The organism is Streptomyces sp. NPDC020192 (assembly GCF_044388685.1).
Taxonomy (GTDB): Bacteria; Actinomycetota; Actinomycetes; order Streptomycetales; family Streptomycetaceae; genus Streptomyces.
Genome location: NZ_JBIRXG010000007.1, coordinates 219,939 through 244,299 on the forward strand (window position 1 = coordinate 219,939; position 24,361 = coordinate 244,299).

The 24,361-nt window shown below is 71.1% G+C and carries 22 protein-coding genes; 10 read left to right on the forward strand and 12 right to left on the reverse strand.

Going from position 1 to position 24,361, the window contains the following annotated elements; genetic code table 11:
• Positions 1–52 precede the first annotated feature (52 nt).
• The gene (locus ACH47Z_RS16480; protein WP_399074014.1) at positions 53–1,573 is read right to left on the reverse strand and encodes an aldehyde dehydrogenase family protein; all 1,521 of its coding nucleotides are present in this window, start codon (positions 1,571–1,573) and stop codon (positions 53–55) included.
• A gap of 274 nt (positions 1,574–1,847) precedes the next feature.
• Here ACH47Z_RS16480 and ACH47Z_RS16485 point away from each other — a divergent pair, with 274 nt between their 5' ends.
• The 3 genes from ACH47Z_RS16485 to ACH47Z_RS16495 all read left to right on the forward strand — a co-directional run bounded on the left by ACH47Z_RS16485 (position 1,848) and on the right by ACH47Z_RS16495 (position 2,932).
• Positions 1,848–2,027: a hypothetical protein gene (locus tag ACH47Z_RS16485; RefSeq protein ID WP_399074016.1), complete on the forward strand. Its 180-nt coding sequence runs from the start codon at positions 1,848–1,850 to the stop codon at positions 2,025–2,027.
• A 23-nt stretch (positions 2,028–2,050) separates the two neighbouring features.
• The gene (locus ACH47Z_RS16490) at positions 2,051–2,677 is read left to right on the forward strand and encodes a DUF2637 domain-containing protein (RefSeq protein WP_399074018.1); all 627 of its coding nucleotides are present in this window, start codon (positions 2,051–2,053) and stop codon (positions 2,675–2,677) included.
• Positions 2,678–2,773: 96 nt separating this feature from the next.
• Complete coding sequence (locus ACH47Z_RS16495; RefSeq protein ID WP_399074020.1) at positions 2,774–2,932, forward strand: GNAT family N-acetyltransferase; 159 nt, start codon at positions 2,774–2,776, stop codon at positions 2,930–2,932.
• Here the strand turns inward: ACH47Z_RS16495 and ACH47Z_RS16500 are convergent.
• From ACH47Z_RS16500 to ACH47Z_RS16520, 5 genes are all read right to left on the reverse strand, one after another.
• The gene (locus ACH47Z_RS16500) at positions 2,902–4,020 is read right to left on the reverse strand and encodes a DUF5954 family protein (RefSeq protein ID WP_399074022.1); all 1,119 of its coding nucleotides are present in this window, start codon (positions 4,018–4,020) and stop codon (positions 2,902–2,904) included. The two genes, ACH47Z_RS16495 and ACH47Z_RS16500, sit on opposite strands and share 31 nt — an antisense overlap.
• Positions 4,021–4,130: 110 nt before the next feature.
• The gene (locus ACH47Z_RS16505) at positions 4,131–5,120 is read right to left on the reverse strand and encodes a malate dehydrogenase (RefSeq protein WP_399074024.1); all 990 of its coding nucleotides are present in this window, start codon (positions 5,118–5,120) and stop codon (positions 4,131–4,133) included.
• 406 nt (positions 5,121–5,526) lie between these two features.
• Entirely contained in the window at positions 5,527–6,612 is a 1,086-nt protein-coding gene (locus ACH47Z_RS16510; RefSeq protein ID WP_399074026.1) for a DUF2690 domain-containing protein, read from the reverse strand.
• Positions 6,613–6,873: 261 nt separating this feature from the next.
• Positions 6,874–7,356 (reverse strand): DUF3017 domain-containing protein, encoded by a 483-nt coding sequence (locus ACH47Z_RS16515; protein WP_399074028.1) that lies wholly within the window; start codon positions 7,354–7,356, stop codon positions 6,874–6,876.
• Entirely contained in the window at positions 7,346–8,200 is an 855-nt protein-coding gene (locus ACH47Z_RS16520; protein ID WP_399074030.1) for a bifunctional methylenetetrahydrofolate dehydrogenase/methenyltetrahydrofolate cyclohydrolase, read from the reverse strand. The genes ACH47Z_RS16515 and ACH47Z_RS16520 overlap by 11 nt, the downstream gene beginning before the upstream one ends.
• 261 nt (positions 8,201–8,461) lie before the next feature.
• On the opposite strand from ACH47Z_RS16520, the gene ACH47Z_RS16525 reads away from it, so the two are divergent.
• The 4 genes from ACH47Z_RS16525 to ACH47Z_RS16540 all read left to right on the forward strand — a co-directional run bounded on the left by ACH47Z_RS16525 (position 8,462) and on the right by ACH47Z_RS16540 (position 11,983).
• Positions 8,462–9,022 (forward strand): hypothetical protein, encoded by a 561-nt coding sequence (locus tag ACH47Z_RS16525; RefSeq protein ID WP_399074032.1) that lies wholly within the window; start codon positions 8,462–8,464, stop codon positions 9,020–9,022.
• 151 nt (positions 9,023–9,173) lie between these two features.
• Complete coding sequence (locus ACH47Z_RS16530) at positions 9,174–9,914, forward strand: FHA domain-containing protein (protein WP_399074034.1); 741 nt, start codon at positions 9,174–9,176, stop codon at positions 9,912–9,914.
• Complete coding sequence (locus tag ACH47Z_RS16535) at positions 9,911–11,425, forward strand: protein kinase (RefSeq protein WP_399074036.1); 1,515 nt, start codon at positions 9,911–9,913, stop codon at positions 11,423–11,425. Before ACH47Z_RS16530 ends, ACH47Z_RS16535 begins: the two co-directional genes overlap by 4 nt.
• A 78-nt stretch (positions 11,426–11,503) precedes the next feature.
• A complete protein-coding gene (locus tag ACH47Z_RS16540; RefSeq protein ID WP_399074038.1) occupies positions 11,504–11,983 on the forward strand; it encodes a hypothetical protein in 480 nt (159 codons plus the stop codon).
• Positions 11,984–12,075: 92 nt separating this feature from the next.
• On the opposite strand, the gene purH is transcribed toward ACH47Z_RS16540, so the two are convergent.
• A complete protein-coding gene (gene purH, locus ACH47Z_RS16545; protein ID WP_399074040.1) occupies positions 12,076–13,650 on the reverse strand; it encodes a bifunctional phosphoribosylaminoimidazolecarboxamide formyltransferase/IMP cyclohydrolase in 1,575 nt (524 codons plus the stop codon).
• The gene (purN, locus tag ACH47Z_RS16550) at positions 13,647–14,285 is read right to left on the reverse strand and encodes a phosphoribosylglycinamide formyltransferase (protein WP_399074042.1); all 639 of its coding nucleotides are present in this window, start codon (positions 14,283–14,285) and stop codon (positions 13,647–13,649) included. The genes purH and purN overlap by 4 nt, the downstream gene beginning before the upstream one ends.
• A gap of 280 nt (positions 14,286–14,565) precedes the next feature.
• Between purN and ACH47Z_RS16555 the strand changes: the two genes are divergently transcribed.
• On the forward strand, positions 14,566–15,369 hold the full coding sequence (locus tag ACH47Z_RS16555) for a hypothetical protein (protein WP_399074044.1): 804 nt from the start codon (positions 14,566–14,568) through the stop codon (positions 15,367–15,369).
• 3 nt (positions 15,370–15,372) lie between these two features.
• Here the strand turns inward: ACH47Z_RS16555 and ACH47Z_RS16560 are convergent, their stop codons facing one another.
• Positions 15,373–16,170, reverse strand: coding sequence for a hypothetical protein (locus ACH47Z_RS16560; protein WP_399074046.1), 798 nt, complete (start codon positions 16,168–16,170; stop codon positions 15,373–15,375).
• 233 nt (positions 16,171–16,403) lie between these two features.
• On the opposite strand from ACH47Z_RS16560, the gene ACH47Z_RS16565 reads away from it, so the two are divergent.
• Positions 16,404–19,205, forward strand: coding sequence for a hypothetical protein (locus ACH47Z_RS16565; RefSeq protein ID WP_399074048.1), 2,802 nt, complete (start codon positions 16,404–16,406; stop codon positions 19,203–19,205).
• Positions 19,206–19,221: 16 nt separating this feature from the next.
• Here the strand turns inward: ACH47Z_RS16565 and ACH47Z_RS16570 are convergent, their stop codons facing one another.
• Positions 19,222–20,898, reverse strand: a complete 1,677-nt coding sequence (locus ACH47Z_RS16570) for a DUF6350 family protein (protein WP_399074050.1) — start codon at positions 20,896–20,898, stop codon at positions 19,222–19,224.
• A gap of 67 nt (positions 20,899–20,965) precedes the next feature.
• Here ACH47Z_RS16570 and ACH47Z_RS16575 point away from each other — a divergent pair, with 67 nt between their 5' ends.
• The gene (locus ACH47Z_RS16575; RefSeq protein WP_399074052.1) at positions 20,966–21,823 is read left to right on the forward strand and encodes a sigma factor-like helix-turn-helix DNA-binding protein; all 858 of its coding nucleotides are present in this window, start codon (positions 20,966–20,968) and stop codon (positions 21,821–21,823) included.
• Positions 21,824–21,885: 62 nt separating this feature from the next.
• On the opposite strand, the gene sucD is transcribed toward ACH47Z_RS16575, so the two are convergent.
• On the reverse strand, positions 21,886–22,770 hold the full coding sequence (gene sucD, locus ACH47Z_RS16580; protein ID WP_399074054.1) for a succinate--CoA ligase subunit alpha: 885 nt from the start codon (positions 22,768–22,770) through the stop codon (positions 21,886–21,888).
• 27 nt (positions 22,771–22,797) lie between these two features.
• The gene (sucC, locus tag ACH47Z_RS16585; protein ID WP_399074056.1) at positions 22,798–23,979 is read right to left on the reverse strand and encodes an ADP-forming succinate--CoA ligase subunit beta; all 1,182 of its coding nucleotides are present in this window, start codon (positions 23,977–23,979) and stop codon (positions 22,798–22,800) included.
• Between the last annotated feature and the right edge of the window lie 382 nt (positions 23,980–24,361).

Genomic DNA, 24,361 nt, shown 5'->3' on the forward strand with positions numbered 1-24,361 from the left:
CGGAAGGGCTTGCTGCGTACGAGAGTCAGGGGATTCGGGGGCGGTCGGGGGGTCAGCCGGCGAACCAGCGGACGGGCCGGGGCGCGAGGTTCTGGTAGACGTGCTTGGTCTCGCGGTACTCGGCGAGTCCGGCGGGTCCCAGCTCGCGGCCGGTGCCGCTCCTGCCGAAGCCGCCCCACTCCGCCTGCGGCAGATAGGGGTGGAAGTCGTTGATCCAGACGGTGCCGTGGCGGAGGCGTCCGGCGACGCGGCGGGCCTTCCCGGGGTCGGTGGTCCAGACGGCGCCGGCGAGACCGTACTCGGTGTCGTTGGCGAGGAACACGGCCTCGTCCTCGGTGCGGAAGGTCTCGACGGTGAGCACCGGGCCGAAGACCTCCTCGCGGACGACCTTCATCTCGCGGTGGCAGGCGTCGAGGACGGTGGGCTCGTAGAACCAGCCGGTGGCGGGCCGGTCGGCGGACGGTTCCGGCCGCTTGCCGCCGCTGCGCAGTACGGCGCCCTCGGCCAGCGCCGACTCCACGTACGCCTCGACCTTGGCGCGCTGCTGCTCGGAGACCAGCGGCCCGCACTCGACGCCGGCCGCCGTGCCCCGGCCGAGGCGGACGCGGGCGGCCCGCAGGGCGAGTTCGGCGACGAACCGCTCCCGGACCGACTCCTCGATGATGAGCCGGGCGCCGGCCGAGCAGACCTGGCCGCTGTGGATGAAGGCCGCGTTGAGGGCCTGGTCGACGGCGGTGTCGAAGCCGTCCTCGGTGGCGCAGGCGTCGGCGAAGACGACGTTGGGGTTCTTGCCGCCGAGTTCGAGGGCGACCTTCTTCACCGTCGGGGCGGCCGCCTGGGCGACCTTGACGCCGCTGACCAGGCCGCCGGTGAAGGAGACCAGGTCGACGTCGGGATGTTCGGCGAGCCGGGCGCCGACGGTGTGGCCGGGCCCGGTGACGAGGTTCGCGACCCCGGCGGGCAGCCCGGCCTCGGCGAGCAGGCCGATGAGCGCGATGGTGGTCATCGGCGTGATCTCGCTGGGCTTGACGACGAAGGTGTTGCCGGCCGCGAGAGCCGGGGCGATCTTCCAACTGGCCTGGAGGAGCGGGTAGTTCCAGGGCGTGATGAGCGCGCACACCCCGACGGGCTCGTGTACGACCACGCTGTGGACGTCGGGCGAGCCCGCGTCCACGACCCGGCCGGGCGCCTCGGCGGCGACCAGGTCGGCGAAGTAGCGGAAGGCGTCGGCGACACAGTCGATGTCGACGCGCCCCTCCTCCACGGTCTTGCCCGCGTCCCGGCTCTCCAGCAGGCCGAGTTCCTCGCGGTCGCGCACGAGGAGGCCGGCGACGCGGCGCAGCAGGGCGGCGCGCTCGGCGACCGGGGTGCGGGGCCAGGGCCCCTGGTCGAAGGCCTCCCGGGCCGCGGCGACCGCCCGCTCGGCGTCCTTCTCGTCGCCCTCGGCGACCACGGCGAACGGCGCTGCGTCCGCGGGGTCCAGGATCTCGCGCGTCGCACCTGCGACCGCGTCCAGCCACGCGCCTCCCGCGTGGATGGTCGCCCGGGCCTGTCGTTCCGTTCTGTCCGCCATGATCGGTTTTGCCTTCCGTTGCTGATCCGTGCCGCCGCCTGCCCCGGACCCGGGCGTTGCATGCGCAATCGACGGCCGAACGTGCGCGGCATCACATCGGCCCCACGGAGATCATCAACGCGCCGACCATTTAATTCCAGTATCCACGGAATTTAATTGCCTACGTATTTCACGATTCCTTGAAGCATGCGTCAACAGGCACTCAATAACCCCCCTTACAGGTAGTCGCATTCCCTCGAACGCTCCACAGCCCGCCTCCACCGATCGTCGTTAGGTGACCGTGACGCGATTGGACTGGCACCTGGCCAAGCAACACCGGACGACCACGCTGCACTGGAGTGGCGATATGGATATCAGGTCGTGCTCGGACCTGCTCGATGATTTCATGAAGAGAATCAACACGCTGGAAAATGAATATCGGCGAACGATGGCCGATCTGTACAGGACTTCCTGAGGCGGGGGTACGGAGGTACATCGATGGACACCTGGAACGCCCCGGAGCCGGACCTCGCGCCGACCGACTGGGACCCGGTCGAGGAGCTGGCCCAGATACTGTCCACGCCCACCGGCGTGGGCCCCACCACCATCCCGCTGGACATTCCGTCCCCGCGCAGGAGCAGCCACAGCCGTCGACGGCTCCGGCAGGAATCCCATCTGCTCGACGGCGGCCGGCGCGTCACCCACATCACGTTTCTCATCGCGACGGTCTCGCTGTGTGCGGCGTGCATGCTGGGCTGGTCCGTCTGTTATTCCTACGGGCAGCTGCGCGGGATCGCCTCGTCGGTGCTGCCCAGGGGACTGGCGCAATGCTGGCCGCTGATGGTGTACGGGCCGTGGTTCGTGGCGGCGCTCTCCGTCGTGCGGGCCACCGCTCAACGCCGGAGTGCGCGCAGATCCTGGTGCATTGTGGTGGCCTCTTCCGTGATCGCCGTGGGGCTGTGCATCAGCCACTCCTCACACGCGCTGCTCTCGTTAGTGATCTTCGGGATCCCACCGGTCACCGCCCTGGTGTGCTTGTGGGAACTGGTCGGCCAGATCTCGACCAGAAGCCGCCCCCGCCATGCGACGCCCGTGAAGAGTCATGGACGCGGTGAAGGTCTCTGACCAACGTCGACAACCGGCTGCGGCTGGTCGAGCTGACCCCGGCCGGGCGCCTCGACGGCCTCACCCCGCCCAGCGGACCGAGCTGACCGCTTCCTCGTGGCGTACGAGGAGCGACGGCCGGTCGGCTGCGGGGCCCTGAGGCACCTGGAGCCGGGCGTGGGCGAGATCCGGCACGTCCGGGTCGCCCCCGAGGCCCGCCGTCCGGGCCTGGCCGAAGCGCATCCTCAACGGCCCCGTTTCCTACGCCGCTTCTGAACCCGCGCCCATTCCTCCTCCCAGAGCCGCTGGTACTCCTGTGCCCGTGCGTCGAGTTCGACCGGCTCGTCCTCGTCGTCGTCCTTCCACAGACCCTGTTCCTTGAGCCGGCGGGTCTGGACCTCGACGGGTGGCTGGGGGTCGTAGTCGGAGGGGCGGGGGCCCTCGGGTCCGTCGGGGCCGACGCGGATGAGGCGTTCGACGCGGGTGACGCGGTAGCGGACGCCGGCGACCGTGAGGACGTTGGAGCGGCTCTCGTCGAGGCGGTCGGCCAGGCGGGCGTACTCCGCGCGTCGCTCCTCGTCGAGACGGAGGGTGAAGGGGCCCATCACGCGCAGCCAGGAGGCGAGGGAGTCACGGGCCGCCTGGGGCGTGGTGTGGGCGGCGCCGGGGTTGAAGGAGAGCCACTGTCCGTCCACGCGCTCGGAGATCATGAAGACCGCCGGGAGCAGCACCCCGCCCGGATACTCCCGCCGGGCCCGGCGCGCGTCCGCCACGACCTCCGGCTCGGCGTCCGGCGAGACACCGGTGGAGTCGACCAGCTCCAGTTTCAGGATGCCGTTCGACAGGCCCGTACCGGTGAACGGGTCGACCACGAAGCCCTTCACGCTCGGCCCCAGCCGGGAGGCCTCGCCCACCTCCGCCGTGTCGGGGTCGGACGGGCGGGGCGGCTCGGGGCCGTTCGGGCCCATGCGGACGAAGCGGCTCGCCCGGACGATCCGGAAGCGTTCGCCGCGCACCCGGACCTCGTTCACGGCCTCCCGGTCCATCCGCAGGGCCGCGGCCATCCAGGTGCGCCACGCCGTCTCGTCCCCGGCGTCCCTGGCCTCCTTCGCCCGCATCCGGAAGTGCGAGCCGAGCCCGTCCCGGGCGTCCTGCGGAGTGCCGGCGCCGGACTCCAGCAGCTCCCAGCCGCCGGTCTCGCACTCGCGGGCCCGGAAGTACTCCGCGATCCGCACCCCCATCAGCCGCGGATACCGCTGGGTCGCCTGCCACGCCTCCTGCTCGGCGAACGCGGCGAGCGGCCCCTCCTGCCGCGTGACGCGGATCGTCAGATACGCCGGAATCTGGTCTCGGTAGTCACTCATGCACTGAGCGTGCACACCGAGCGCCTCACCCGGCAGGCGTTTTCACGAATTCCGCCCGGACACACGTGGGCCCCGCTTCGAGGAAAACCGAAGCGGGGCCCCTGCGGGTCTCAGATGAGGCCGAGCGAGCGGACCGCGTCGCGCTCCTCCTCGAGCTCCTTGACGGAGGCGTCGATGCGGGCGCGGGAGAACTCGTTGATGTCCAGGCCCTGGACGATCTCGTACGCGCCGTCCTTGGTGGTGACCGGGAAGGAGGAGATCAGGCCCTCCGGGACGCCGTAGGAGCCGTCCGACGGGATGCCCATGGAGGTCCAGTCACCCTCGGCGGTGCCGTTGACCCAGGTGTGGACGTGGTCGATGGCGGCGTTGGCGGCGGAGGCGGCCGACGAGGCACCGCGGGCCTCGATGATCGCGGCACCGCGCTTGGCGACGGTCGGGATGAAGTCCTCGGCCAGCCACTTCTCGTCGCCGACGACCTCGGCGGCGTTCTTGCCGGCGACCGTGGCGTGGAAGATGTCCGGGTACTGGGTGGCGGAGTGGTTGCCCCAGATGGTCAGGCGCTTGATGTCGGCGACCGTCGAGCCCGTCTTCTTCGCGAGCTGGGTCAGCGCGCGGTTGTGGTCGAGGCGGGTCATCGCGGTGAAGCGCTCGGCCGGGACGTCCGGCGCGGCGGCCTGCGCGATGAGCGCGTTGGTGTTGGCCGGGTTGCCGACGACGAGGACCTTGATGTCGTCCGCGGCGTGGTCGTTGATGGCCTTGCCCTGCGGCTTGAAGATGCCGCCGTTGGCCTCGAGCAGGTCACCGCGCTCCATGCCCTTGGTGCGCGGGCGGGCGCCGACCAGGAGGGCTACGTTGGCGCCGTCGAAGGCGACGTTCGGGTCGTCGGAGATGTCGATGCCCTGGAGCAGCGGGAAGGCGCAGTCGTCCAGCTCCATGGCCGTGCCCTCGGCGGCCTTCAGCGCGGGCGTGATCTCGAGGAGGCGGAGCTTGACCGGCACGTCCGCGCCGAGCAGCTGGCCGGAGGCGATGCGGAAGAGGAGGGCGTAACCGATCTGGCCGGCCGCGCCGGTGACGGTGACGTTCACGGGAGTGCGGGTCATGGCGTTCTCCGTATGACAGCTGGCGGTGGGGCTTCCCGGCCCCGGGCGGATGATCGATCTCTTGACGCCAAGAGATCGATCCAGCGGTCAGGCTATCGCGCATCCGGCATGCGAGATGTCCCGGGCCGTGTGGCTCACCCCACAAGGCTGACACGGGGCGGATATGCGGCGCACGCAGGGCGAACGAAGCGGCGGCCGCCGGTCCGGGAGAGGGGGACGGAGGCGGCCGCCGGTGGGGGAGGTACCGGCCATGCCGGACTCCCGTGGGGGGGTAACCCCTCGCGTGCCCAGGATCCGGCGGGCCATGCGCCTCGTCCCGGAATTTCACCCGCACGATTTCAGGCAGGCACCGTTTCGGGTGCTTCGTCGGCTGCGTCCGCTCCCTCTACCGCCCCTTCTGCGTCCCCTACTTCGTGCACCCCGTCCGCCCCGAGACGAGGGTCGCGCAGGCCCTGGCCTCGGCCGCGTTGTTCACGGCGACCATCGGGGTGTAGGCGATGGCGTCGCCCGTGGCGGTGATCTCCCCCGACTGACGGACCGTGCCCGCGGAGAGCTCCACCTTGTCGCCCCGCGTGGCACCGGTGATCCGGCCCCAGGCGGTGCCGCAGGCCTTGCTGTAACGGACCTCCAGGGTGGTGGTGCCGACGGTGGCGGTCTTGGCGGTGGTCACCAGGTCGCCGCTGCATCCCATGGCCTCGGCGTCCTTGCCGGTGCAGGCGGAGCCGGCGCACCTGACCCCGGGCGGCGTGCTCGCGTGCCGGGTGGCGGTGGGCGACGGCGGCGGGGCCGCGCCCTCGTGCTTGCCGCCGCCACGGTTGGTGAGGAAGAAGACGGCGCCGATGACGACGAGCACACCGACGAGCCCCGCGAGGAACATCACCAGCCGCTGCCGCCCCCCGCCACCCGGCTCCGGCGCACCGTCGGCGGGCCGGGGCGCCTGCGCGTCGTACGCGTTCGGGGCAGCCGGACCCGAGGCGAGCCCGGCGCCCTCGTCCCCGGCCCTCTTGGCATCCCTGGCGTCGGCCTCGTCTCCCGTCGGCTGGGGCGGGATCGTCGGCGACACACCCGCCGGACCGGCGATGCCCAAAGGCGCCGTGACACTGCCGTTCCTACGGCCGGACGACCCCGGCCCCCCGGTGGCCTCCGCCGCGCCGAAGTCCCCCAGCGCCGCGCGGGCCTGGGAGATGCGGATCGCCTCCATCGTGCGGTCGTGCCGGTTCTCCGCCCGGCTCCAGGCACGCTCGGCCAGCTCCCACATCGTGCTCAGGTGGACGGGATTCGTGCCGGTGACCTCGGCGAGCGCGACGACCGCGCCCTTGGGGGCGAGGAGCCGCCCGCCCAGGTACCGCTCCCAGGACGTCTTGCTGTAGCCCGTGCGGTCGGCCAGCGCGGCGACGCTCAGGCCGCTGCGGTCCACGAGCCGCCGTATCTGACTGGTGAACTCCTTGATCTGCGGGTCCAGATCCTCCGGCAGATCTTTCCAACGAGGCATCGCTTCCCCCTAGGCTCCCCCGCCCGTTCCCCGTCCTGGCTACCCACAAGGATGCCGTGCCTAAGGATCCCAGTTCCCGGAGTGGGGGCGCGCGGGAGCACGGACGGCGCGCGCGGACACCGTAGCGGAACGGTCACTTCCGTGCCACAGCGCAGGGACAGCCGTTGAACAGGCAGTTCACGGACGGAACGCTGGATCACGACGGCGGTTCGTCCTTCCTCGGGGGTAAGGACGAACCGCCGGAGAGCCAGTGGGGCGGCGCTACTTGTTGCTGCTGAGCGTGACGTGCAGCAGGTCCTTCAGGAACGGGATCTGCAGCCACGGGTTCGGCTGGGCCATCATCGCGAGCAGGACGATCGCGAGGCCGAGGATGCCGTAGGTGGCGATGTCCGTGAACCGGGAGCGGACGGCGAGCATGCCGACGCCGGGCAGGATCCAGCGCATGACCGCGCCGGCCAGCAGGGCGGCGCCGATCAGCAGCGTGCCCCAGCGGAAGGCGTCGAGCGAGGTCAGCAGCAGGCCGAGCGCGACCGTGCCCAGCACGACCAGCAGCGGCCACTGGCGGGCGGGGGCCGGCGCGGCACCGGACGCGGCCCGGCCACCGCCCTCGGGCCGCGCGGTGTCCCGGGTGATCCTCGGGAAGCGGCGCGTGGTCCGCCGAGGATCACCCTGTGCGTCCGGTGCGTCCGGTGCGTCCTGTGTGCCGCGGGTGGCCGCCCCCGCGCGGGCGCCCTCAGCCGGCACTGCGCTCCGCCGCCTCGACCACGTTGACCAGCAGCTGCGCCCGGGTCATCGGGCCCACACCGCCGGGGTTCGGGGAGATCCAGCCGGCCACCCCGGTCACGTCCGGGTGGACGTCGCCGAGGATCCTGCCCTCGGCGTTGCGGGAGACGCCGACGTCCAGGACGGCCGCGCCCGGCTTGACGTCCTCGGCGCGGATCAGGTGCGGGGAGCCCGCGGCCGCGATGATGATGTCGGCCCGCTTGAGGTGGGCGGACAGATCACGGGTGCCGGTGTGGCACTGGGTCACGGTGGCGTTCTCGCTGCGCCGGGTGAGCAGCAGCGGCATCGGACGCCCGATGGTCACGCCACGCCCGACGACCACGACCTCGGCGCCCTTGATCTCGACGCCGTGGGCGCGGAGGAGGGAGAGGATGCCGTTCGGGGTGCAGGGCAGCGGCGCCGGCTCGTTCAGCACCAGCCGCCCGAGGTTCATCGGGTGGAGCCCGTCGGCGTCCTTGGCCGGGTCCATCAGCTCCAGGATGCGGTTCTCGTCGATGCCCTTGGGCAGCGGCAGCTGGACGATGTAGCCGGTGCAGGCCGGGTCCTCGTTCAGCTCCCGTACGACCGCCTCGATCTCCTCCTGGGTGGCGGTGCCCGGCAGTTCGCGTTGAATGGAGGCGATGCCCACCTGGGCGCAGTCGCGGTGCTTGCCGGCGACGTACTTCTGACTGCCGGGGTCGTCCCCGACCAGGATCGTGCCGAGGCCGGGCGTGACGCCCTTCTCCTTCAGCGCCGCCACGCGGGCGGTCAGATCGGACTTGATCGCGGCTGCGGTGGCCTTGCCATCGAGAATCTGGGCGGTCATGCCCCCATCCTCGCGGATGACCGGGCCTCGGTTCCAATCCGGGTGCCCGGACGCGTTAACACGCCCGCCGACCATTGATCAACTGTGTTGCACTTGCACAACACCTCCACTCTTCGGCTGGACAAGCCCATATCCGGTCAAGAACGATGAGCACACAGTGCAGCGGGTAGCTCATCGGGGGGACGGACCGCATCTGTAGAAACGCTTCCTCCGTGCAGTGCCGCGCCTCGTCCCCGCACTCGACCACGGAGGAACACCGCCATGAGCTTCGGCGACCCGAACAACCCCTACGGCCCCCCGCAGGGCCAGCAGCAGTCCTACGGCTACCCGCAGCAGCCCGGTTACGGCTACCCGGCCGCGCCTGCCGTCCAGCAGCCGTACGGCATGGGCGCCCCGATGACCGCCATGCCGGGCAACGTCAGCGGCGCCCGGGTGATGCTCTGGGTGATCGTCGGCCTGCAGGTGATCGGCGCGGCGCTGTTCGCGTTCTACGCGGTAGCCGTGAACCGCGCGAAGAACGACAGCACCCTGCAGGACAACGCCTCCTTCCAGCGGCTCGCCGACTACGGGACCGGCGTCCTGGTCGCCCTCGCGGTGTTCGCGCTCGCCTGGGGCGTGTTCGCGGCCGTCCTCGCGGCGAAGTTCAACACCGGCGGCAACGGCATCCGCATCACCACCCTGGTGTTCGGCATCATCACCGCGGTCCTCGGCCTGTACCCGTTCATCATCGTGGGCCTCGTGCACACGGTGCTGTCGATCCTGATCGCCTGCTTCGTGGGCGGCGCCAACGGCAAGGCCTGGTTCAACCGCCCGCGCTACTGAACCACCCCGCGCGACAGACCAGTTCGCGCCATTCACCGCCCGGGGCCGTGTCTCACCCATCAGGGGGGAGACACGGCCCTGGTGTGTCCCCCTAGGCTGGCCGGGGTAGCCGTAACGACCCGGCCAACCGTCAGGCACGGGGAGACTCACCGTGTACAGCATCATCGTCGTACCTCCGCCGACCACGGAGGACGATCACCCTCAGATCCACCTCGCCCCCGGCGAGCGCCTCGGCTTCGGGCGGGCGCCCGGCAACGGGCTGCGGATCCCGCACGACGGGGTCTCGCGCCGGGCCGGTGAGGTCGTCGCTCAGGGCACGTTCTGGATACTGAGCAACCTGTCCGCGCGGCAGACGTACGTCGTGGAGAACCCCGAGGGCGCCGGCGAGCACATCAAGGTCGGGCCGGGCCGGCTGGACGCGCCCATCCCGTTCGAGTTCTCGCGGATCGTGCTGCCCGCCGCCGGCGACCTGCTGCCCATCGAGATCTGGGCGCCGCGCCACGACTATCTGGGCGACGACGGCAGCGGACCGGACGGCGACACCACGGCCGCGGCCTTCTCCGTCGACCGCACGAAGCGCTACTTCGCCGTCCTGGCCGCCCTGTGCGAGCCCCGCCTGCGCGGCGACCCGCACGCCCCGCTGCCCACCGTCGACCAGGTCGTCGACCGGCTGCGCCCCGCCTGGCCGGCCGCCTCGCGCACCTCGGTGCAGTGGAACATCGACTACCTCGCGGTGAAGCTGCGCCTCAAACCCGGTCCGGAGAGCGCCGATCCGGGCCCCCGGCTCAACGGCAAGAAGGAGTCCCTGGTCTCCCTGGCACTCCGCTTCGACGTCGTACGCGAGGACGACCTGGTCGTGCTGACCACACCGGCCGGCCGGGCGGCCCGGTGACCGAGCCGTACGCCGTGCCCGTCCCCAAGGGCTACCGGGCGGGCGCCTGGGAGGTGCGCGAGCCGATCGCGACGGGCGCCTTCGGCAGCGTCTACGTCGGCCGGCGCGCCGAGGCCTCCCCCGGCCTGCCCGAGTCCGCCGCCCTGAAGTTCCTGCCCACCGGCACCAACACCCCGCGCCAGCTCACCCATCTGCGCGAACTCATCGACCGCGAGATCGAGTTGTACCGCAGGCTCACCCGCCCCCGGCTGATCCGGATGTACGAGACCCTCGTCCTGGACGACCCCGCCCGGCCCGCCCTCGACGGCGCCACCGTCCTCGTCCTGGAGCGCGCCGAAGGCTCCGTGTCCGCCCTGCTCGCCACCGACCCCCGCCCGGCGACCGGTCCGGCCCTGCTCGCCCAGATCTGCGAGGGCCTGGCCCAGCTGCACCGCGCGGGCTGGGTGCACGGGGACCTCAAACCAGCCAACGTGCTGCTGATGGCGGACGGTTCGGCCAAGCTCACCGACTTCAACATGGCCGCCGAACTGGAGGGCACCCACGCCTACACCCCCGCCTTCTCCACCCCCGACTACACCCCGCCCGAGCTGCTGTGGGGGGAAATCGGCGAACGCGGCCGCCGGATCCGCCCCTCCGCTGACGTCTGGGCCTTCGGCGTCCTCGCCCACCTGGTCCTCACCGGCTCCTTCCCGCTCCCCGGCGCCACCCCGTCGTCCCGCCGCGACGCGGCCGCCGCCTACGCGCGCGGCACGGACGACCTTCGTCTCTCGCCCGAACTCCCGGACGCCTGGCGGGAGATCGTCCGCGACTGCCTGTCCCGCACGCACGCGGACCGCGTCACGACGGAGGTGCTGTTACGCCGGGTGGAGACGGCGGCGGGCACACCCCGCTCACCGCGCCCGCGCCGTGGACGGCGACGGGCGGCGATCGCGGGGGCCGCCACCCTCGCCCTCGCGGCCCTCGGCTACGGCATCGGAACCTGGGCCATGGCCGACGGGAGCAACCAGGCGGCCTCCCTGGCGCGTTACGGCGCCGCGGAACTCCGTACCGACAAGGGCATCCCGGTCGCGTACCGCCGTCTGATCGTGGACGCCGCCCACTTCTGCACCCGCCCCGACGTCACCCCCGCGCTCATCGCGGCGATGCTCAAGTCCGAGAGCAACTTCGACCCGAGCCTCTCCGACCCCGGCACCATGGAGTACGGCATCGCCCGCTGGACCCCCGACGTGCTGCGCTGGTGGATGCAGGACAACGGCGTCCCCGCGTCGGCGACCCCGACACCCCCGCTCACCCCCTCCGTCTCCATCCCGGCCATGGGCCGCTACCTCTGCTACATGGAGCCCCGCCTGAAGCCCGGCCTGCCCGGCGACAAGCGCATCCTGCTCGCCGCGTCCTACCGGACGTCGTACGGGAAGGTGAACGACACGGGCGGAGTTCCCCCGAAGTACCGCGCCTACTGCGACCGTGTCGCCCACTACCTCCAGGAGTACGCGCCCCCGGGAAAGAAGTGACCCTGAGACTTCCGAGGTACCGGCGGGCGGGCGCCGCTGCGACGGTGTGAGGGCAACAGTTCGTGCACCACCGTTCACATGGGGGAACACGTGAACATCGCCAAGCCCGCCGCACTGCTCATCGCGGCCACCGCTCTCGTCGCCGGCTCCACGGTCGCGGCCACCGCCGCCGCCCCGGACGGCACCCGGGTCACCAGCGTCCAGCAGGTCGCCGACCACGTCCTCGCCGGCCACCCGAAGGCCCTCTCGTCGTCCGCCGACCAGGTCCGTTACGACGGCCTGACCCTCACCAAGGCCCAGGGCAAGGTCAGCGCCAAGGACCTGGACTGCGCCTACGGCCACCTGTGCATGCTCGTCAACGGCACCAAGTTCGACTTCTACAAGTGCCAGACCTGGACCGTGTCGAACTGGACCGGCAACGGCCCGTTCACCAACAACCAGACCCCGGGCACGGTCGCCAGGTTCTACAACCAGGACGGCAGCGTCCGCTGGACGTCGACGGCCTACGAGGCCGGCACGGCCAACTGGGACCCGGTCTACTCCCTGCGCCCCTGCTGACCCCAGGGGCCTGACAGGCCAGACGGCCTCCGGCTCCCTCGGGGGAGGGCCGGAGGCCGTCTCCGGCTCTGCGTGAGCCGTGTGGTGCGAACTCAGTGGAAGAAGTGACGCGTGCCCGTGAAGTACATGGTCACGCCCGCCTTCTTCGCGGCCTCGACCACCTGCTCGTCACGGATGGAACCGCCCGGCTGGACGATCGCCCGGACACCGGCGTCGATGAGGATCTCCGGACCGTCGGGGAAGGGGAAGAAGGCGTCGGAGGCGGCGTAGGAGCCACGCGCGCGCTCCTCACCGGCCCGCTCCACGGCGAGCTTGCAGGAGTCGACGCGGTTGACCTGGCCCATGCCGACGCCGACCGAGGCGCCGTCCTTGGCGAGGAGGATCGCGTTGGACTTGACCGCGCGGCAGGCCTTCCAGGCGAAGGCCAGTTCCGCCAGCTCCGCCTCGCCGAGGGCCTCACCGGACGCCAGGGTCCAGTTGGCGGGGTCGTCACCGTCGGCCTGGAGCCGGTCGGTCACCTGGAGCAGGAGGCCGCCGTCGATCTGCTTGGCCTCGACGCGGTTGCAGGGCGCGCTCGGGGCCTTCAGGACGCGGATGTTCTTCTTCTTGGTGAGGGCCTCCAGGGCCCCCTCCTCGTAGTCCGGCGCGACGATGACCTCGGTGAAGATCTCCGCGACCTGCTCGGCCATCTCCTTGCTGACCGGACGGTTCACGGCGATCACGCCGCCGTACGCGGAGACGGGGTCGCAGGCGTGCGCCTTGCGGTGCGCCTCGGCGACGTCCGAACCGACCGCGATACCGCAGGGGTTGGCGTGCTTGATGATCGCGACGCAGGGCTCGTCGTGGTCGTACGCGGCACGGCGGGCGGCGTCCGTGTCCGTGTAGTTGTTGTACGACATCTCCTTGCCGTGCAGCTGCTCGGCGGCCGCGAGACCACCCGTGCCGTCGACGTAGAGGGCGGCGGGCTGGTGCGGGTTCTCGCCGTAGCGCAGGGTGTTCTCGCGCTCGAAGGTGGCGCCGAGGAAGTCGGGGAACCGCGACTCGTCGACGGGGGCGTAGGACGAGGCGAACCAGGACGCGACGGCGACGTCGTACGCGGCGGTGTGCTGGAAGGCCTCGGCGGCGAGTCGCTTACGGGCGCCGAGGTCGAAGCCACCGTCCTGCACGGCCGCGAGGACGTCGGCGTACCGCTCGGGGCTGGTGACGACGGCGACGGAGGGGTGGTTCTTGGCGGCGGCGCGGACCATGGACGGCCCGCCGATGTCGATCTGCTCGACGCACTCGTCGTCGGAGGCCCCCGAGGCGACGGTCTCGCGGAAGGGGTAGAGGTTGACGACGACGAGGTCGAACGGCTCGACGCCCAGCTCGGCGAGCTGCTCGCGGTGGCTGTCCAGCCGCAGGTCGGCGAGGATGCCCGCGTGGACCTTCGGGTGCAGGGTCTTGACCCGGCCGTCCAGGCACTCGGGGAAGCCGGTCAGCTCCTCGACCTTGGTGACGGGGACGCCGGCGGCGGCGATCCGGGAGGCAGTGGAGCCGGTGGAGACGAGCTGGACACCGGCCTCGTGCAGCCCCTGCGCCAGCTCTTCCAGCCCGGTCTTGTCGTAGACGCTGACGAGCGCGCGCCGAATGGCCCGCTTGCTGCTGCTGTCGTTGGTCTGGGCGGTCACTGGATAACTACCTTTCGTCCCTCAATGCGATAGCCGTTGCGGGCGAGCCGCCCCACGACCTCGACGAGCAGCCTTCGCTCGACTTCCTTGATGCGCTCGTGCAGCGCGCTCTCGTCGTCCTCGTCCCGGATCTCGACCACGCCCTGGGTGATGATCGGGCCGGTGTCGACGCCGTCGTCGACGAAGTGGACGGTGCAGCCGGTGACCCTGACGCCGTACGCGAGCGCGTCACGGACGCCATGGGCCCCGGGAAAGCTGGGGAGGAGGGCGGGATGGGTGTTGACCACCCGCCCGCCGAACCGAGCGAGGAATTCCTTCCCCAGGATCTTCATGAACCCGGCGGATACGACGAGATCCGGCTCGTAGGCGCCCACGGCCTCGGCGAGAGCGGCATCCCACTCCTCCCGGCTGCCGAAGTCCTTGACCTTGCAGATGAAGGTGGGCAGCCCGGCCCGCTCGGCGCGGACGAGCCCCTCGATGCCGTCACGGTCGGCCCCCACGGCGACGATCTCGGCGCCGTACCGCTCGGCTCCGGTGCGCGCGATCTCGTCGAGAAGCGCCTGGAGGTTGGTGCCGGATCCGGAGACCAGCACGACGAGACGCTTGACCGCGGGGGCAGCGTGGGTGGCGGCCACGGAGGAGGCCCTTTCTCGGAATCTTGGATACGACCTTGGTCTTGTACGTTCGTACGAATGCTTCGCGCCCCTGGATACGGGGAACTCTACGAAGCAGCCGACCGCCAGCAACGATACCGGCACACCGGGCAGCCCCCAGGGGACGGGGGTCTGGCCGGAAGGTAGCGTTCGGGAGGAACCGGCTCGGGAACGCGCGCGCCGTGCGGCACGTTCCCGGGGTGGAAGCTCACATCGGACAGCCGTATCCAGTCGTATCCACCTAGGGGAAGACGCTCTCTTGATGGCCGATCGCAGCCTGCGACTCCACCCGTTCTCTCCCCACCCCGACCAGGGAGGAGAGCGTGGCGCCGTCCTGCTGCGGGAGCGCCCGGCCTCCCCGCCGGAGGCGCCGAGGGACGGCGACGGGCACGGTGGGTACCGGCAGAACGACAACCCCTTCGCCCCGCCCCCGGAGGGCACCCCGGACCGCCCCTGGCAGCCCCGGCGCCCGTCCGGTCAGGACCAGGGCCCGGGCTCCGAGGGCGGGGACGGAAACGGAGGCGGAGGCCGAGGCGGCAATCCCTGGGGCAGCCAGTGGAGCGACCGCCAGCCCGGCCGCTCCCCGGGCGGCTTCGGCGAGCGCCCCGGACAGAGCGGCCCCCAGGGCCCGGGCGGCGGACCGGGCTCGGGCTCCAACATGCGCTGGGACCCGACGGACCCGGCCCAGCGCCGCGCCCGCTACGCCCTGCTCTCCGGCATGTGGGCGGTCTTCTTCGTCCTCTTCGGCTGGCCGTACGTATCCCTGCTCCTGGGCGCCCTGGCCCTGTACTGGGGCGTCAGCTCCCTCCGTGCCAAGCCCCGCACTCCCGACCCGAACACCCCGCCGGCCCCCGGCACCGGCCGTCCCCAGGTGACAGCGGCGGTGGGCGGCCTGGTCACCGCCTCCCTGGCCCTGATGCTCGTCGCCTCGACCTTCACCATCCAGTTCGTCTACCGCGACTACTACACGTGCGTGAACGACGCCCTGACCCACGAGGCCAAGCAGTCCTGCGACCAGCATCTGCCGAAGCAGCTGCGCGGGGTGCTGGGGGTCGGGAACGGCTGAGGGTTACGACCCGAGGTTCTGTTCCTGGAGCTTGCTGACGGACGCCTTCGCCACTTGCCGAACCACGTTGAAGTAATAGCCATCGGTTGCGGTCACCATGATGTTGAGCGACACGGCGCCGACTCGCACCAGGCCAACCGTCATGCAGCCCGAATTCTTGCCTGAGATCAGACCAACGCGGGTAACGGTGGAGTCGTCACCCATGACCGGCAGCGACATGGGCGCCAGGTTCACGCGCGTCCCATCGTCACCGACAGTGAGATGAGCACACCCCTTCGCGGACCTACGGGTGTCGTCGACGACCTTCTGCGCACCGGCAACTGAGGTATGGCCGACCAAGGTGACCGTGACGCCCAGGGGGCGACGGTTCGCCACACGGACAGCAAAGCCCTTGACGACCTCGGCCGAGGAACCGTACGTACCGGCGTACGCATTCGAAGCGTTCAGGAACTCCGTGCAGACCGGCCCCCCGGAGCTCGCCGTGAACCTTTGGTCCGCGACTCCCGTGCTGTCCTGTGTCGTGTCGGCTTCCAAGCCCGGAACGTCCGCCGCAGTGATCGCGGCAGCCTCGAGCTGACTCTCGGTCAAGGGCTTCGGGGAACCCGCAGGGTCGGAACTCGCCTGCGTGGATGGCTTTGTGGCGGCATGCACAGGCCGTACGTGCGTCTGGGCCGTGCCGGCGCCACTGCCGCACGCCGACATCGCCCCCATGGCCATCACGAAGGCCACTGCCCATGCAGTCCGTCCAGCACCGAGATCCACGCGCACGTGAGGAGATTTCCATGCATTGGCCATGGACATGAAGAAAGTGAATGCAGCAAGATCACAAAGAGATGGCCAGGTGAAGAAAAGATTGGCCCAATTGTCGCGTGGCTCACTACACACCCAGAGGTGTGCGTGTGGCGGTCATCTAACTTGACCCTGGCCCGGGAGTCTCCCGGCAGCATCGCCACCGCTGACGGCAACGGCGACGGCGGATTCGCCGCATCCGTCCGCCGTTTCACCGAACAGTAGGAATTCCCAAGGAGGAACGGGTGGCCCAGCACACCCTGAGGAGCGGATGCATCGCGGTCGCCGCGGCATGCGCCCTCGCCACGGGGGCCATACCCCTGACCGCGGCACCGGCCTCGGCCGACTCGCCCAGCGAGACGGTCATACCGGCGGCTCAGTTGTACAACCCGCCCAGCGACGTGGTCGTCTTCGCGGGCACTGGCGGCTTCCTGCATGAGTCCAGGACGCAGTCCACCTTCGTCTGGACGAAGTACGCGGGCGGACCGGACATCCCGGTACCGCAGGTCAAGACGAACATGGTGCCCGGGTACTGGGGCGCGGGTTCCGACGTGGTGGCGACCCCGTCGGCCGACGGGTACCAGCTGCACGACATGGACTCGGATACGACCACCACCATCAGGCCCGGCGCCGGTCAGAGTTACGTCGGGACTTTCGGCTCGCGCCTGCTGACGGCCGCCCATGCCGCCGACGGAACCGTGACGGGCTTTCATGTGCTCGGCATGACGGACGGCCAGCAGACCGACACGCCGGTCACCGGCTGGCCCGCGGGCGCCACACCGCAGACGCCGGTGCTCGCCGGGGACGCCGACTCGGTGGTGATGCGCTACACCGAGAGCGCCAACGGCACCACCGAGAACCGGCTTGCGCTGCTGGACCTGGCGACCGGCACGGTCACGCCCGTCATGGGGCCACTGGCCCCCGCCGCCCACGTCGTGCTGTCCGCCAAGTACATCGCCTGGTACTCGTCATACGGCGCCGACGGGACGGTGTCGGCGGGGCAGGTCCACGTCGTGTCCCGCTCCGACCCCGGCGGAACGGAGACCACCCTTCAGATCCCGGCGGCGCCGCTGGGCAGCGGGTACACCAGCTACGTGCGCTCCCTGGGCATCGCGGGCGACTCCCTGCTGATCGCCCCCTTGGGGTCGCACGGCGGTCCGTTCACCCCGGACGACAGACTCGGCTACCCGCTCTACTCGATGCCGCTGTCCGGCTCCACCGCGATGACCCCGGTCCTGGACCACGTCAACCCCAACTTCCTCGGGCAGGAGCCTGACGGGGCAGTCGCCGTGGGCGGCTCGTCGGTCACCGACTGGGCGGCCCGCCTGTTCACTGCCGGGTCGGACGGCACGCCGACGGGGACCGCCGTGGACTCCGACCCCAACGTGCCTGCTCCCGTCGACGGCCTGGCCTTCGGCGGCGGGAAGCTGTTCACAGTCGAGCGGGGGACAGGCGGTGGGGATTACGTCTACGACCGAAGCGTCCAGCCGGGCTCCCCGCCCTCCTACGGCCCCGAGCAGGGCTTCAGCGATTCCCTCGCCCCGACCAACTGCGACACCGCGGCCACCTGCAACCCGCCCATCGCCAACGGCGACGGGAGCATCTCCCAGCTACGCCCGGGCGACAGCGTCCAAGGCGACGCCGTCGCCGTGAAGATTCCCGACCTGAACCCGATCCTGGTCACGCCGGGCGCCACCGGCGGCACCCTCGTCGACGCCGAAGGCCGCTACGTGGTCTACAACGGCGGCTCCACGAAGAAGCAGTACATCGGCGACGCGTACGCCAATGGCACCAGCCACGTCCTCTTCAGCCGTCCGATATCCGCCGCCGCCCTGTCCGGCTCCACCGTCTGGGTTCCCGGGACCAGCGCCGGAACCCTGACCCAGATCGACCTCACCACCCGGCGCACCGTCCAGACCGTCTCCACCGACGCCCCCTGCGTACCCAGCGAGCTGCAGGCCGCCGCCCAGCACTGGGTGTACTGGTCCTGCGGACCCTCGGGCCCGGCCGGCGTGCACGACCTGGCCACCGGCAAGGACGTCCCCGTACCCGCCGGACTCGCCCAGCTCGGCGACGGATTCGTGGTCGAGCACGACACGGCGGCGGGCAAGCTGACCCTCACCGACGTCCACACCGACACCGCCGCCACCACCGACCTGGCCGACCTGCCCGCCGGGCCGGTCGCCGACGACCGCCGGGTGACCTGGGCCGTCGACAAGTACCAGGGCGGCATCGCCTACCTGGACAGCGGCAAGAACATCCACCTCGTCGACCCGCACATCCCCGCCTCCACCCCCGCCCCCGCCGCGGGCGCCTTCATCTACCCCGGCCAGCAGCTGGCCTCAGGGCACAGCGTGAGCAGTTCGACCATGACGCTGACCATGCAGAGCGACGGCAATCTCGTGGCGCGCCTGAACACCGGCAAGGGCGCGGGCCAGGTGGTCTGGTCGACCGGGACGAGCGGCAACTCCGGTGCGTACGCGGTGATGCAGACGGACGGCAACCTCGTCGTCTACAAGAGCACCGGAGGAGCGGGCAAGGGCGGCGCCCTGTGGTCGAGCCGGACATACGACAACCCCGGCGCGTACGCCACCGTGCAGGACGACGGCAACATCATCATCTACGGCAGGGCGAGCACCTCAGCACTGTGGGCCAGCGGCACCAACGCCCGCCGACAGACCATCGCCTCCGGTACCACCCTCAAGCCCGGCTGGTGGACCCAGGGCACCTACACCCGCCTGGTCATGCAGACGGACGGCAACCTCGTGCTGTACCGCCGCCGTGACGGCGCCGCACTCTGGTCCAGCCGCACCTACGGCCACCCGGGCGCGTACGCCACGATGCAGACGGACGGCAACGTCGTCGTCTACACGAGCACCGGAGGACCGGGCAAGGGCGGCGCCCTCTGGTCCACCGGCACCAACGGCCACTCCGGCGCCTACGCGATGGCGCAGAACGACGGCAACGTCGTCGTCTACAAGAGCACCGGCGGGCCGGGCAAGGGCGGCGCACTCTGGTCCACCGGCACCAACACAACCGCACGATGACGTAGTCGTACGGGCGTCAGACGGGCTCGGCGGGGGGCTCCGGGACACCGGGGTGCCCGCCGGGCTCGTCGGCGGTGTCGGTCAGGGTCGCCGCCTCCCGCAGGGCCGCCCAGCGGGAGGCGCGGGCGAGGTCGTCGTGCCAGTTCGGGGGGAAGGGGTCGTCGGCGGGGAGGACGTCGTAGAGCTCCTCCTCGTCGGTGGTGGGGCCGGGGACGGCGGGCACGGTCTCCGTCTGCGTGCCCTTGGCCCTCTTCTGTTCCTTCCCCTTCCCCTTCCCCTTCCCCTTCCCCTTCCCCTGCTCCTTCACTTTCCCCTGCCCCTTCGCCTCGCCCCCCTCTTTCGTCTTGCCCTGCGCCGGAGTCTCCCCGCCCCGCTTCCGCCGCCCCCGCAGCCGCCACGCCCGTACCACCAGGGCCACCGGCATCCCGAACACCGCGGTCCAGGCCCCCGCCGCTCCCCCGGTCTGCCACCACAGTGGGCCGAAGCGGGCCAGTGCGGCCACGCCCAGGGGGCCGCCCGCCAGCCTGGCGAGCAGGGCGAGGAGGACCGCGCAGACCGTTGCCGTCAGCAAGACCACACCGGCGGTACGGGCCGCCGACCAGCGCTGCGGCTCCGGCTCGTCCCGCGCCACCGCGCCCCGCGCCACGAACCACCCCGCCGTCACCCCGGCCACCACCGGCACCAGCCCCGCCACCCAGTTCGGCGGCGCCCCGGGGCCCGGGTCCGGTACCGCCGCCAGGAGGGGGAACGGCGGCAGCAGGGGGGCCGGGTCGGAGGCGAGGGCGTTCACCGCGTGTCCGGCGCCGAGGGTGAAGCCGGGGCCGAGGGCGTACGACGCGGCCCACACCGCCGCGTTGGGGATCAGGGCGACCCCGAGCAGCAGGACGGCGAACCGTCCGGTCCAGCCCTCCGTCAGCTGGAGGAAGGACGCCCGCGCCGCGCCGCCGTGCCACACCAGCGACGCCCCGAGCAGCAGCGCCCCGCCGCCGAACAGCACGGTCGTCGCGGCACCGGCCGCCCGTACGGCCGTACCCAGCCGCAGCCGCGCGTCCGCGCCGAACACCAGCCGCCGTACCGGCCTCGGCAGCACCACCAGCATGCTGAGCACGGGGTCGCGGGGACGGCCGTACGCCGACCACACCCCGGCCGCCGCCGGGCCCGCGGCGACGAGCGGCAGACACACCGTCACCCAGGGCCAGGCGGGGCGCAGTTCGGCACCGGCGCAGTACAGCGCGACCGGGCCGCCGACGGCGAGATAGCCGAGGACGATCCCTGTCCACACCGTGCGCGCCGGTACGGGTGGCGGTGCGTCCTCGGCGTCGGCGGGCGGCGCGTCCACGGCGACCCGGGCCGCCCGGTACACCAGCCACACCGGCAGCGCGAGCAGCAGCAGCGGGGTCACGCCCACCGGCATGTGCGCGCCGGAGAGGGTGTCGGTGCGGATCAGTTCGACGCCGTGCGCCAGCAGCCACAGGGCGGCGGCGATGTGCAGCGCGCCGCCCGGACCGCTGTCGGGGTACGGCGAGCTGACCCACAGCACCATCAGGAGCACGGCGAGCGAGCCGAGCCCCAGTCCGGCGGCGACGGCACCGCCCAGGAGGCTCGCGGCCAGTCCGGGCGAGCGGTCGCGCAGCCGGGTCAGCAGGGGCGACAGCGACGGTCGGCGAACGGTCATCGGGATCACGCCCGCCATGCTCCCAACGACACGCGCTTTCCCGTTGTAACGGGAGAACTTCGGAAGTGTCGCCCAAGATATGTTTATGTTCTTTTTCGTACGGAAGGGCGAGGCCCCGTCGCTGACGCAGGCTCAGGCGGACGCGGCCCTGACGCCCGCTCAGGCCTTCGACGCGCTGTACGCGTTCTGCGCGCCCGCCCTCGTACGCCAGGCCTATCTGCTCACCGGGCGGCGGGAACTGGCCCGCGAGTCCGTGGAGCGGGCGTTCCAGCTGGCCTGGCAGCGCTGGCCCGAGGTGGCGCGGGACCGGGATCCGGCGGGCTGGGTGCGGGCGGTGGCGTACGACTGCGCGCTCTCTCCCTGGCACCGCTTCCGCCCCCGCTACCGGAACCCGGAGCCGCCGCCCGCCGAGCCGACCGACCGCACGCTGCTGGCAGCCTTGCTGAAGCTGCCGCCGTCGTACCGGCGCACGCTCGTCCTCTACGACGGGGTGGGCCTCGACCTGCCGGAGACGGCGGCGGAGACGGAGGCCAGCACTCCGGCGGCGGCAAGCCGGCTGACCCACGCCCGGCAGGCCGTGGCGGCCCGCGTCCCGGAACTGGCCGACCCCGCCAAGCTGCACCGCCGGCTGCTCGAACTGGCCTCGGCCGAGCGGCTGCGCGCGGCCAGGCCGACGGTGGTACGGACCGTCGGTGAGCGGCGCAACGTCCTCTGGACCCGGGCGGCGATCGCGTTCACGATGGCGATCATCGGCGCGACGACCCTCACGCTGCGGACGGCGCCGACGCACTACGAGGCGCCGGTCGCGCCGGCGGAGGCGGTCGCGGGAGTCCCGCCCCGGGTGGCGCCGGGTCCGCTGTCCCCGGCCGAGCAGGCCCTGCGGACGAAGCTGAGCAGGTCGGAGCGGAGCGGGCCGGAGCGGCTGGTGCCGTCCGCCGGGTGAACGCCGGTAGGCCCGTCCCCACTGCGGGGAACGGGCCTACCGGCGTACCTCTGTGGCGTTGCTCAGCCGGCCAGGATCTCGCGGGCGAGCTTGGCCGTCTCGGTCGGGGTCTTGCCGACCTTGACGCCCGCGGCCTCCAGGGCCTCCTTCTTGGCCTGTGCGGTGCCGGAGGAGCCGGAGACGATCGCGCCGGCGTGACCCATGGTCTTGCCCTCGGGCGCGGTGAAGCCCGCGACGTAACCGACGACCGGCTTGGTCACGTTCTCCTTGATGAACGCTGCCGCGCGCTCCTCGGCGTCGCCGCCGATCTCACCGATCATCACGATGAGCTCGGTCTCCGGGTCGTCCTGGAACGCGGCCAGGGCGTCGATGTGGGTGGTGCCGATGATCGGGTCACCGCCGATGCCCACGGCCGTCGAGAAGCCGATGTCACGCAGCTCGTACATCATCTGGTACGTCAGCGTGCCGGACTTCGAGACCAGACCGATGCGGCCCGGCTTGGTGATGTCACCCGGGATGATGCCGACGTTCGACTGGCCCGGGGTGATGATGCCGGGGCAGTTCGGGCCGATGATGCGGGTCTTGTTGCCCTTCTTGCCGGCGTGCGCCCAGAAGGCGGCCGTGTCGTGCACGGCGATGCCCTCGGTGATCACGACGGCCAGCGGGATCTCGGCGTCGATGGCCTCGACGACCGCGTCCTTGGTGAACTTCTCCGGCACGAAGATGACGGAGACGTTGGCGCCGGTGGCCTTGATGGCCTCCTCGACGGTGCCGAAGACGGGTACCTCGGTGCCGTCGAAGTCCACGGTCTGACCCGCCTTGCGCGGGTTCACGCCGCCCACGACGTTGGTGCCGTCACCGAGCATGAGCTTGGTGTGCTTCATGCCCGTGGCGCCGGTCATGCCCTGGACGATGACCTTGCTGTCCTTGTTGAGCCAGATAGCCATGGTGTGATGTGTCCTCGTCCTGAGTGCTTACTTGGCGGCGTGGGCCAGCTCGGCGGCCTTGTCGGCCGCGCCGTCCATGGTGTCGACGCGCTGCACCAGCGGGTGGTTGGCGTCGGTGAGGATCTGTCGGCCCAGCTCGGCGTTGTTGCCGTCGAGGCGGACGACGAGCGGCTTGGTGACGTTCTCGCCGCGGTCCTCGAGGAGCTTCAGGGCCTGGACGATGCCGTTGGCGACCTCGTCACAGGCGGTGATGCCACCGAAGACGTTGACGAAGACGGACTTGACGTCCGGGTCGCCCAGGATGATCTCCAGGCCGTTCGCCATGACCTGGGCGGAGGCGCCACCGCCGATGTCCAGGAAGTTGGCGGGCTTGACGCCACCGTGGTTCTCACCGGCGTACGCGACGACGTCCAGGGTGCTCATGACGAGACCGGCGCCGTTGCCGATGATGCCGACCTCGCCGTCGAGCTTGACGTAGTTGAGGTTCTTCTCCTTGGCGGCGGCCTCGAGCGGGTTGGCCGCGGCCTTGTCGTGGAGCTCCTCGAAGTCGGGGTGACGGAACTCGGCGTTGTCGTCGAGCGACACCTTGCCGTCGAGGGCGATGACGTCACCGGAGGCGACCTTCGCCAGCGGGTTGACCTCGACCAGGAGGGCGTCCTCCTGGATGAAGGTGTCCCACAGCTTGACGAGGACGTCGGCGACCTTGTCCGCGACCTCGGCCGGGAACTTGGCGGCGGCGACGATCTCGCGGGCCTTCTCGGGGGTCACACCGTCGATCGGGTTGATCGGCGTCTGGGCCACGGCCTCCGGACGGGTGGCCGCCACCTCCTCGATCTCCATGCCGCCCTCGACGGAGGCGATGGAGAGGAAGGTGCGGTTGGCACGGTCGAGGAGGAAGGAGACGTAGTACTCCTCGAGGATCTCCGGAGCGGTCTCGGCGAGCATCACCTTGTGGACCGTGTGGCCCTTGATGTCCATGCCGAGGATGTCCGTCGCACGGTCGACGGCCTCCTGCGGAGTGGCGGCCAGCTTGACGCCGCCGGCCTTGCCGCGACCACCGACCTTCACCTGCGCCTTGACGACGGACTTGCCGCCCAGCCGCTCGGTGATCTCGCGCGCCGCCTCAGGCGTGTCGATGACTTCACCGGCCAGCACCGGTACATCGTGCTTGGCGAAGAGGTCCCTCGCCTGGTACTCGAACAGGTCCACGCGCTTCCGTCCCTATCAGTGATCTCGCGGTTCGTTGGATGCGTGGGCGTGCCGCGAAGGGCAACGTGACGTCCGCTTGTCACAAGGGGGGCGCACACGGTGTCCGAGCGCGCGGCATGTCCGTCTCGCAGGTTATCGCCGCTTGCGGGGGCTCCCTAAATCGAGGGTCACACCTGAGCGGTGATACCTGTCACATGATGCCTGGTCTGCTGGCACGGCGTGCCGTCGTGTGAGTGGCGTACGCCTGTCTTCGTGTGCCTTCGTGCGATGTGCGAGGCCTCACCGGGCTGGGGTGGACCCGGTGAGGCCTCTGGTCCGGCCCCGGTGGTTCCGGGGCCGCGGCGGTTGATCCCCACCCCAATGGGGACCACCCGCCCCACCC

What these genes read in the sequence shown, in the direction of transcription:
- ACH47Z_RS16480 (WP_399074014.1), bottom strand. Translation starts at nt 1,573, where the DNA reads ATGGCGGACAGAACGGAACGACAGGCCCGGGCGACCATCCACGCGGGA.
- ACH47Z_RS16490 (WP_399074018.1), top strand. Translation starts at nt 2,051, where the DNA reads ATGGACACCTGGAACGCCCCGGAGCCGGACCTCGCGCCGACCGACTGG.
- ACH47Z_RS16500 (WP_399074022.1), bottom strand. Translation starts at nt 4,020, where the DNA reads ATGAGTGACTACCGAGACCAGATTCCGGCGTATCTGACGATCCGCGTC.
- ACH47Z_RS16505 (WP_399074024.1), bottom strand. Translation starts at nt 5,120, where the DNA reads ATGACCCGCACTCCCGTGAACGTCACCGTCACCGGCGCGGCCGGCCAG.
- ACH47Z_RS16510 (WP_399074026.1), bottom strand. Translation starts at nt 6,612, where the DNA reads ATGCCTCGTTGGAAAGATCTGCCGGAGGATCTGGACCCGCAGATCAAG.
- ACH47Z_RS16520 (WP_399074030.1), bottom strand. Translation starts at nt 8,200, where the DNA reads ATGACCGCCCAGATTCTCGATGGCAAGGCCACCGCAGCCGCGATCAAG.
- ACH47Z_RS16525 (WP_399074032.1), top strand. Translation starts at nt 8,462, where the DNA reads ATGAGCTTCGGCGACCCGAACAACCCCTACGGCCCCCCGCAGGGCCAG.
- ACH47Z_RS16540 (WP_399074038.1), top strand. Translation starts at nt 11,504, where the DNA reads ATGGGGGAACACGTGAACATCGCCAAGCCCGCCGCACTGCTCATCGCG.
- ACH47Z_RS16555 (WP_399074044.1), top strand. Translation starts at nt 14,566, where the DNA reads ATGGCCGATCGCAGCCTGCGACTCCACCCGTTCTCTCCCCACCCCGAC.
- ACH47Z_RS16560 (WP_399074046.1), bottom strand. Translation starts at nt 16,170, where the DNA reads ATGTCCATGGCCAATGCATGGAAATCTCCTCACGTGCGCGTGGATCTC.
- ACH47Z_RS16570 (WP_399074050.1), bottom strand. Translation starts at nt 20,898, where the DNA reads ATGGCGGGCGTGATCCCGATGACCGTTCGCCGACCGTCGCTGTCGCCC.
- ACH47Z_RS16575 (WP_399074052.1), top strand. Translation starts at nt 20,966, where the DNA reads ATGTTCTTTTTCGTACGGAAGGGCGAGGCCCCGTCGCTGACGCAGGCT.
- sucD (WP_399074054.1), bottom strand. Translation starts at nt 22,770, where the DNA reads ATGGCTATCTGGCTCAACAAGGACAGCAAGGTCATCGTCCAGGGCATG.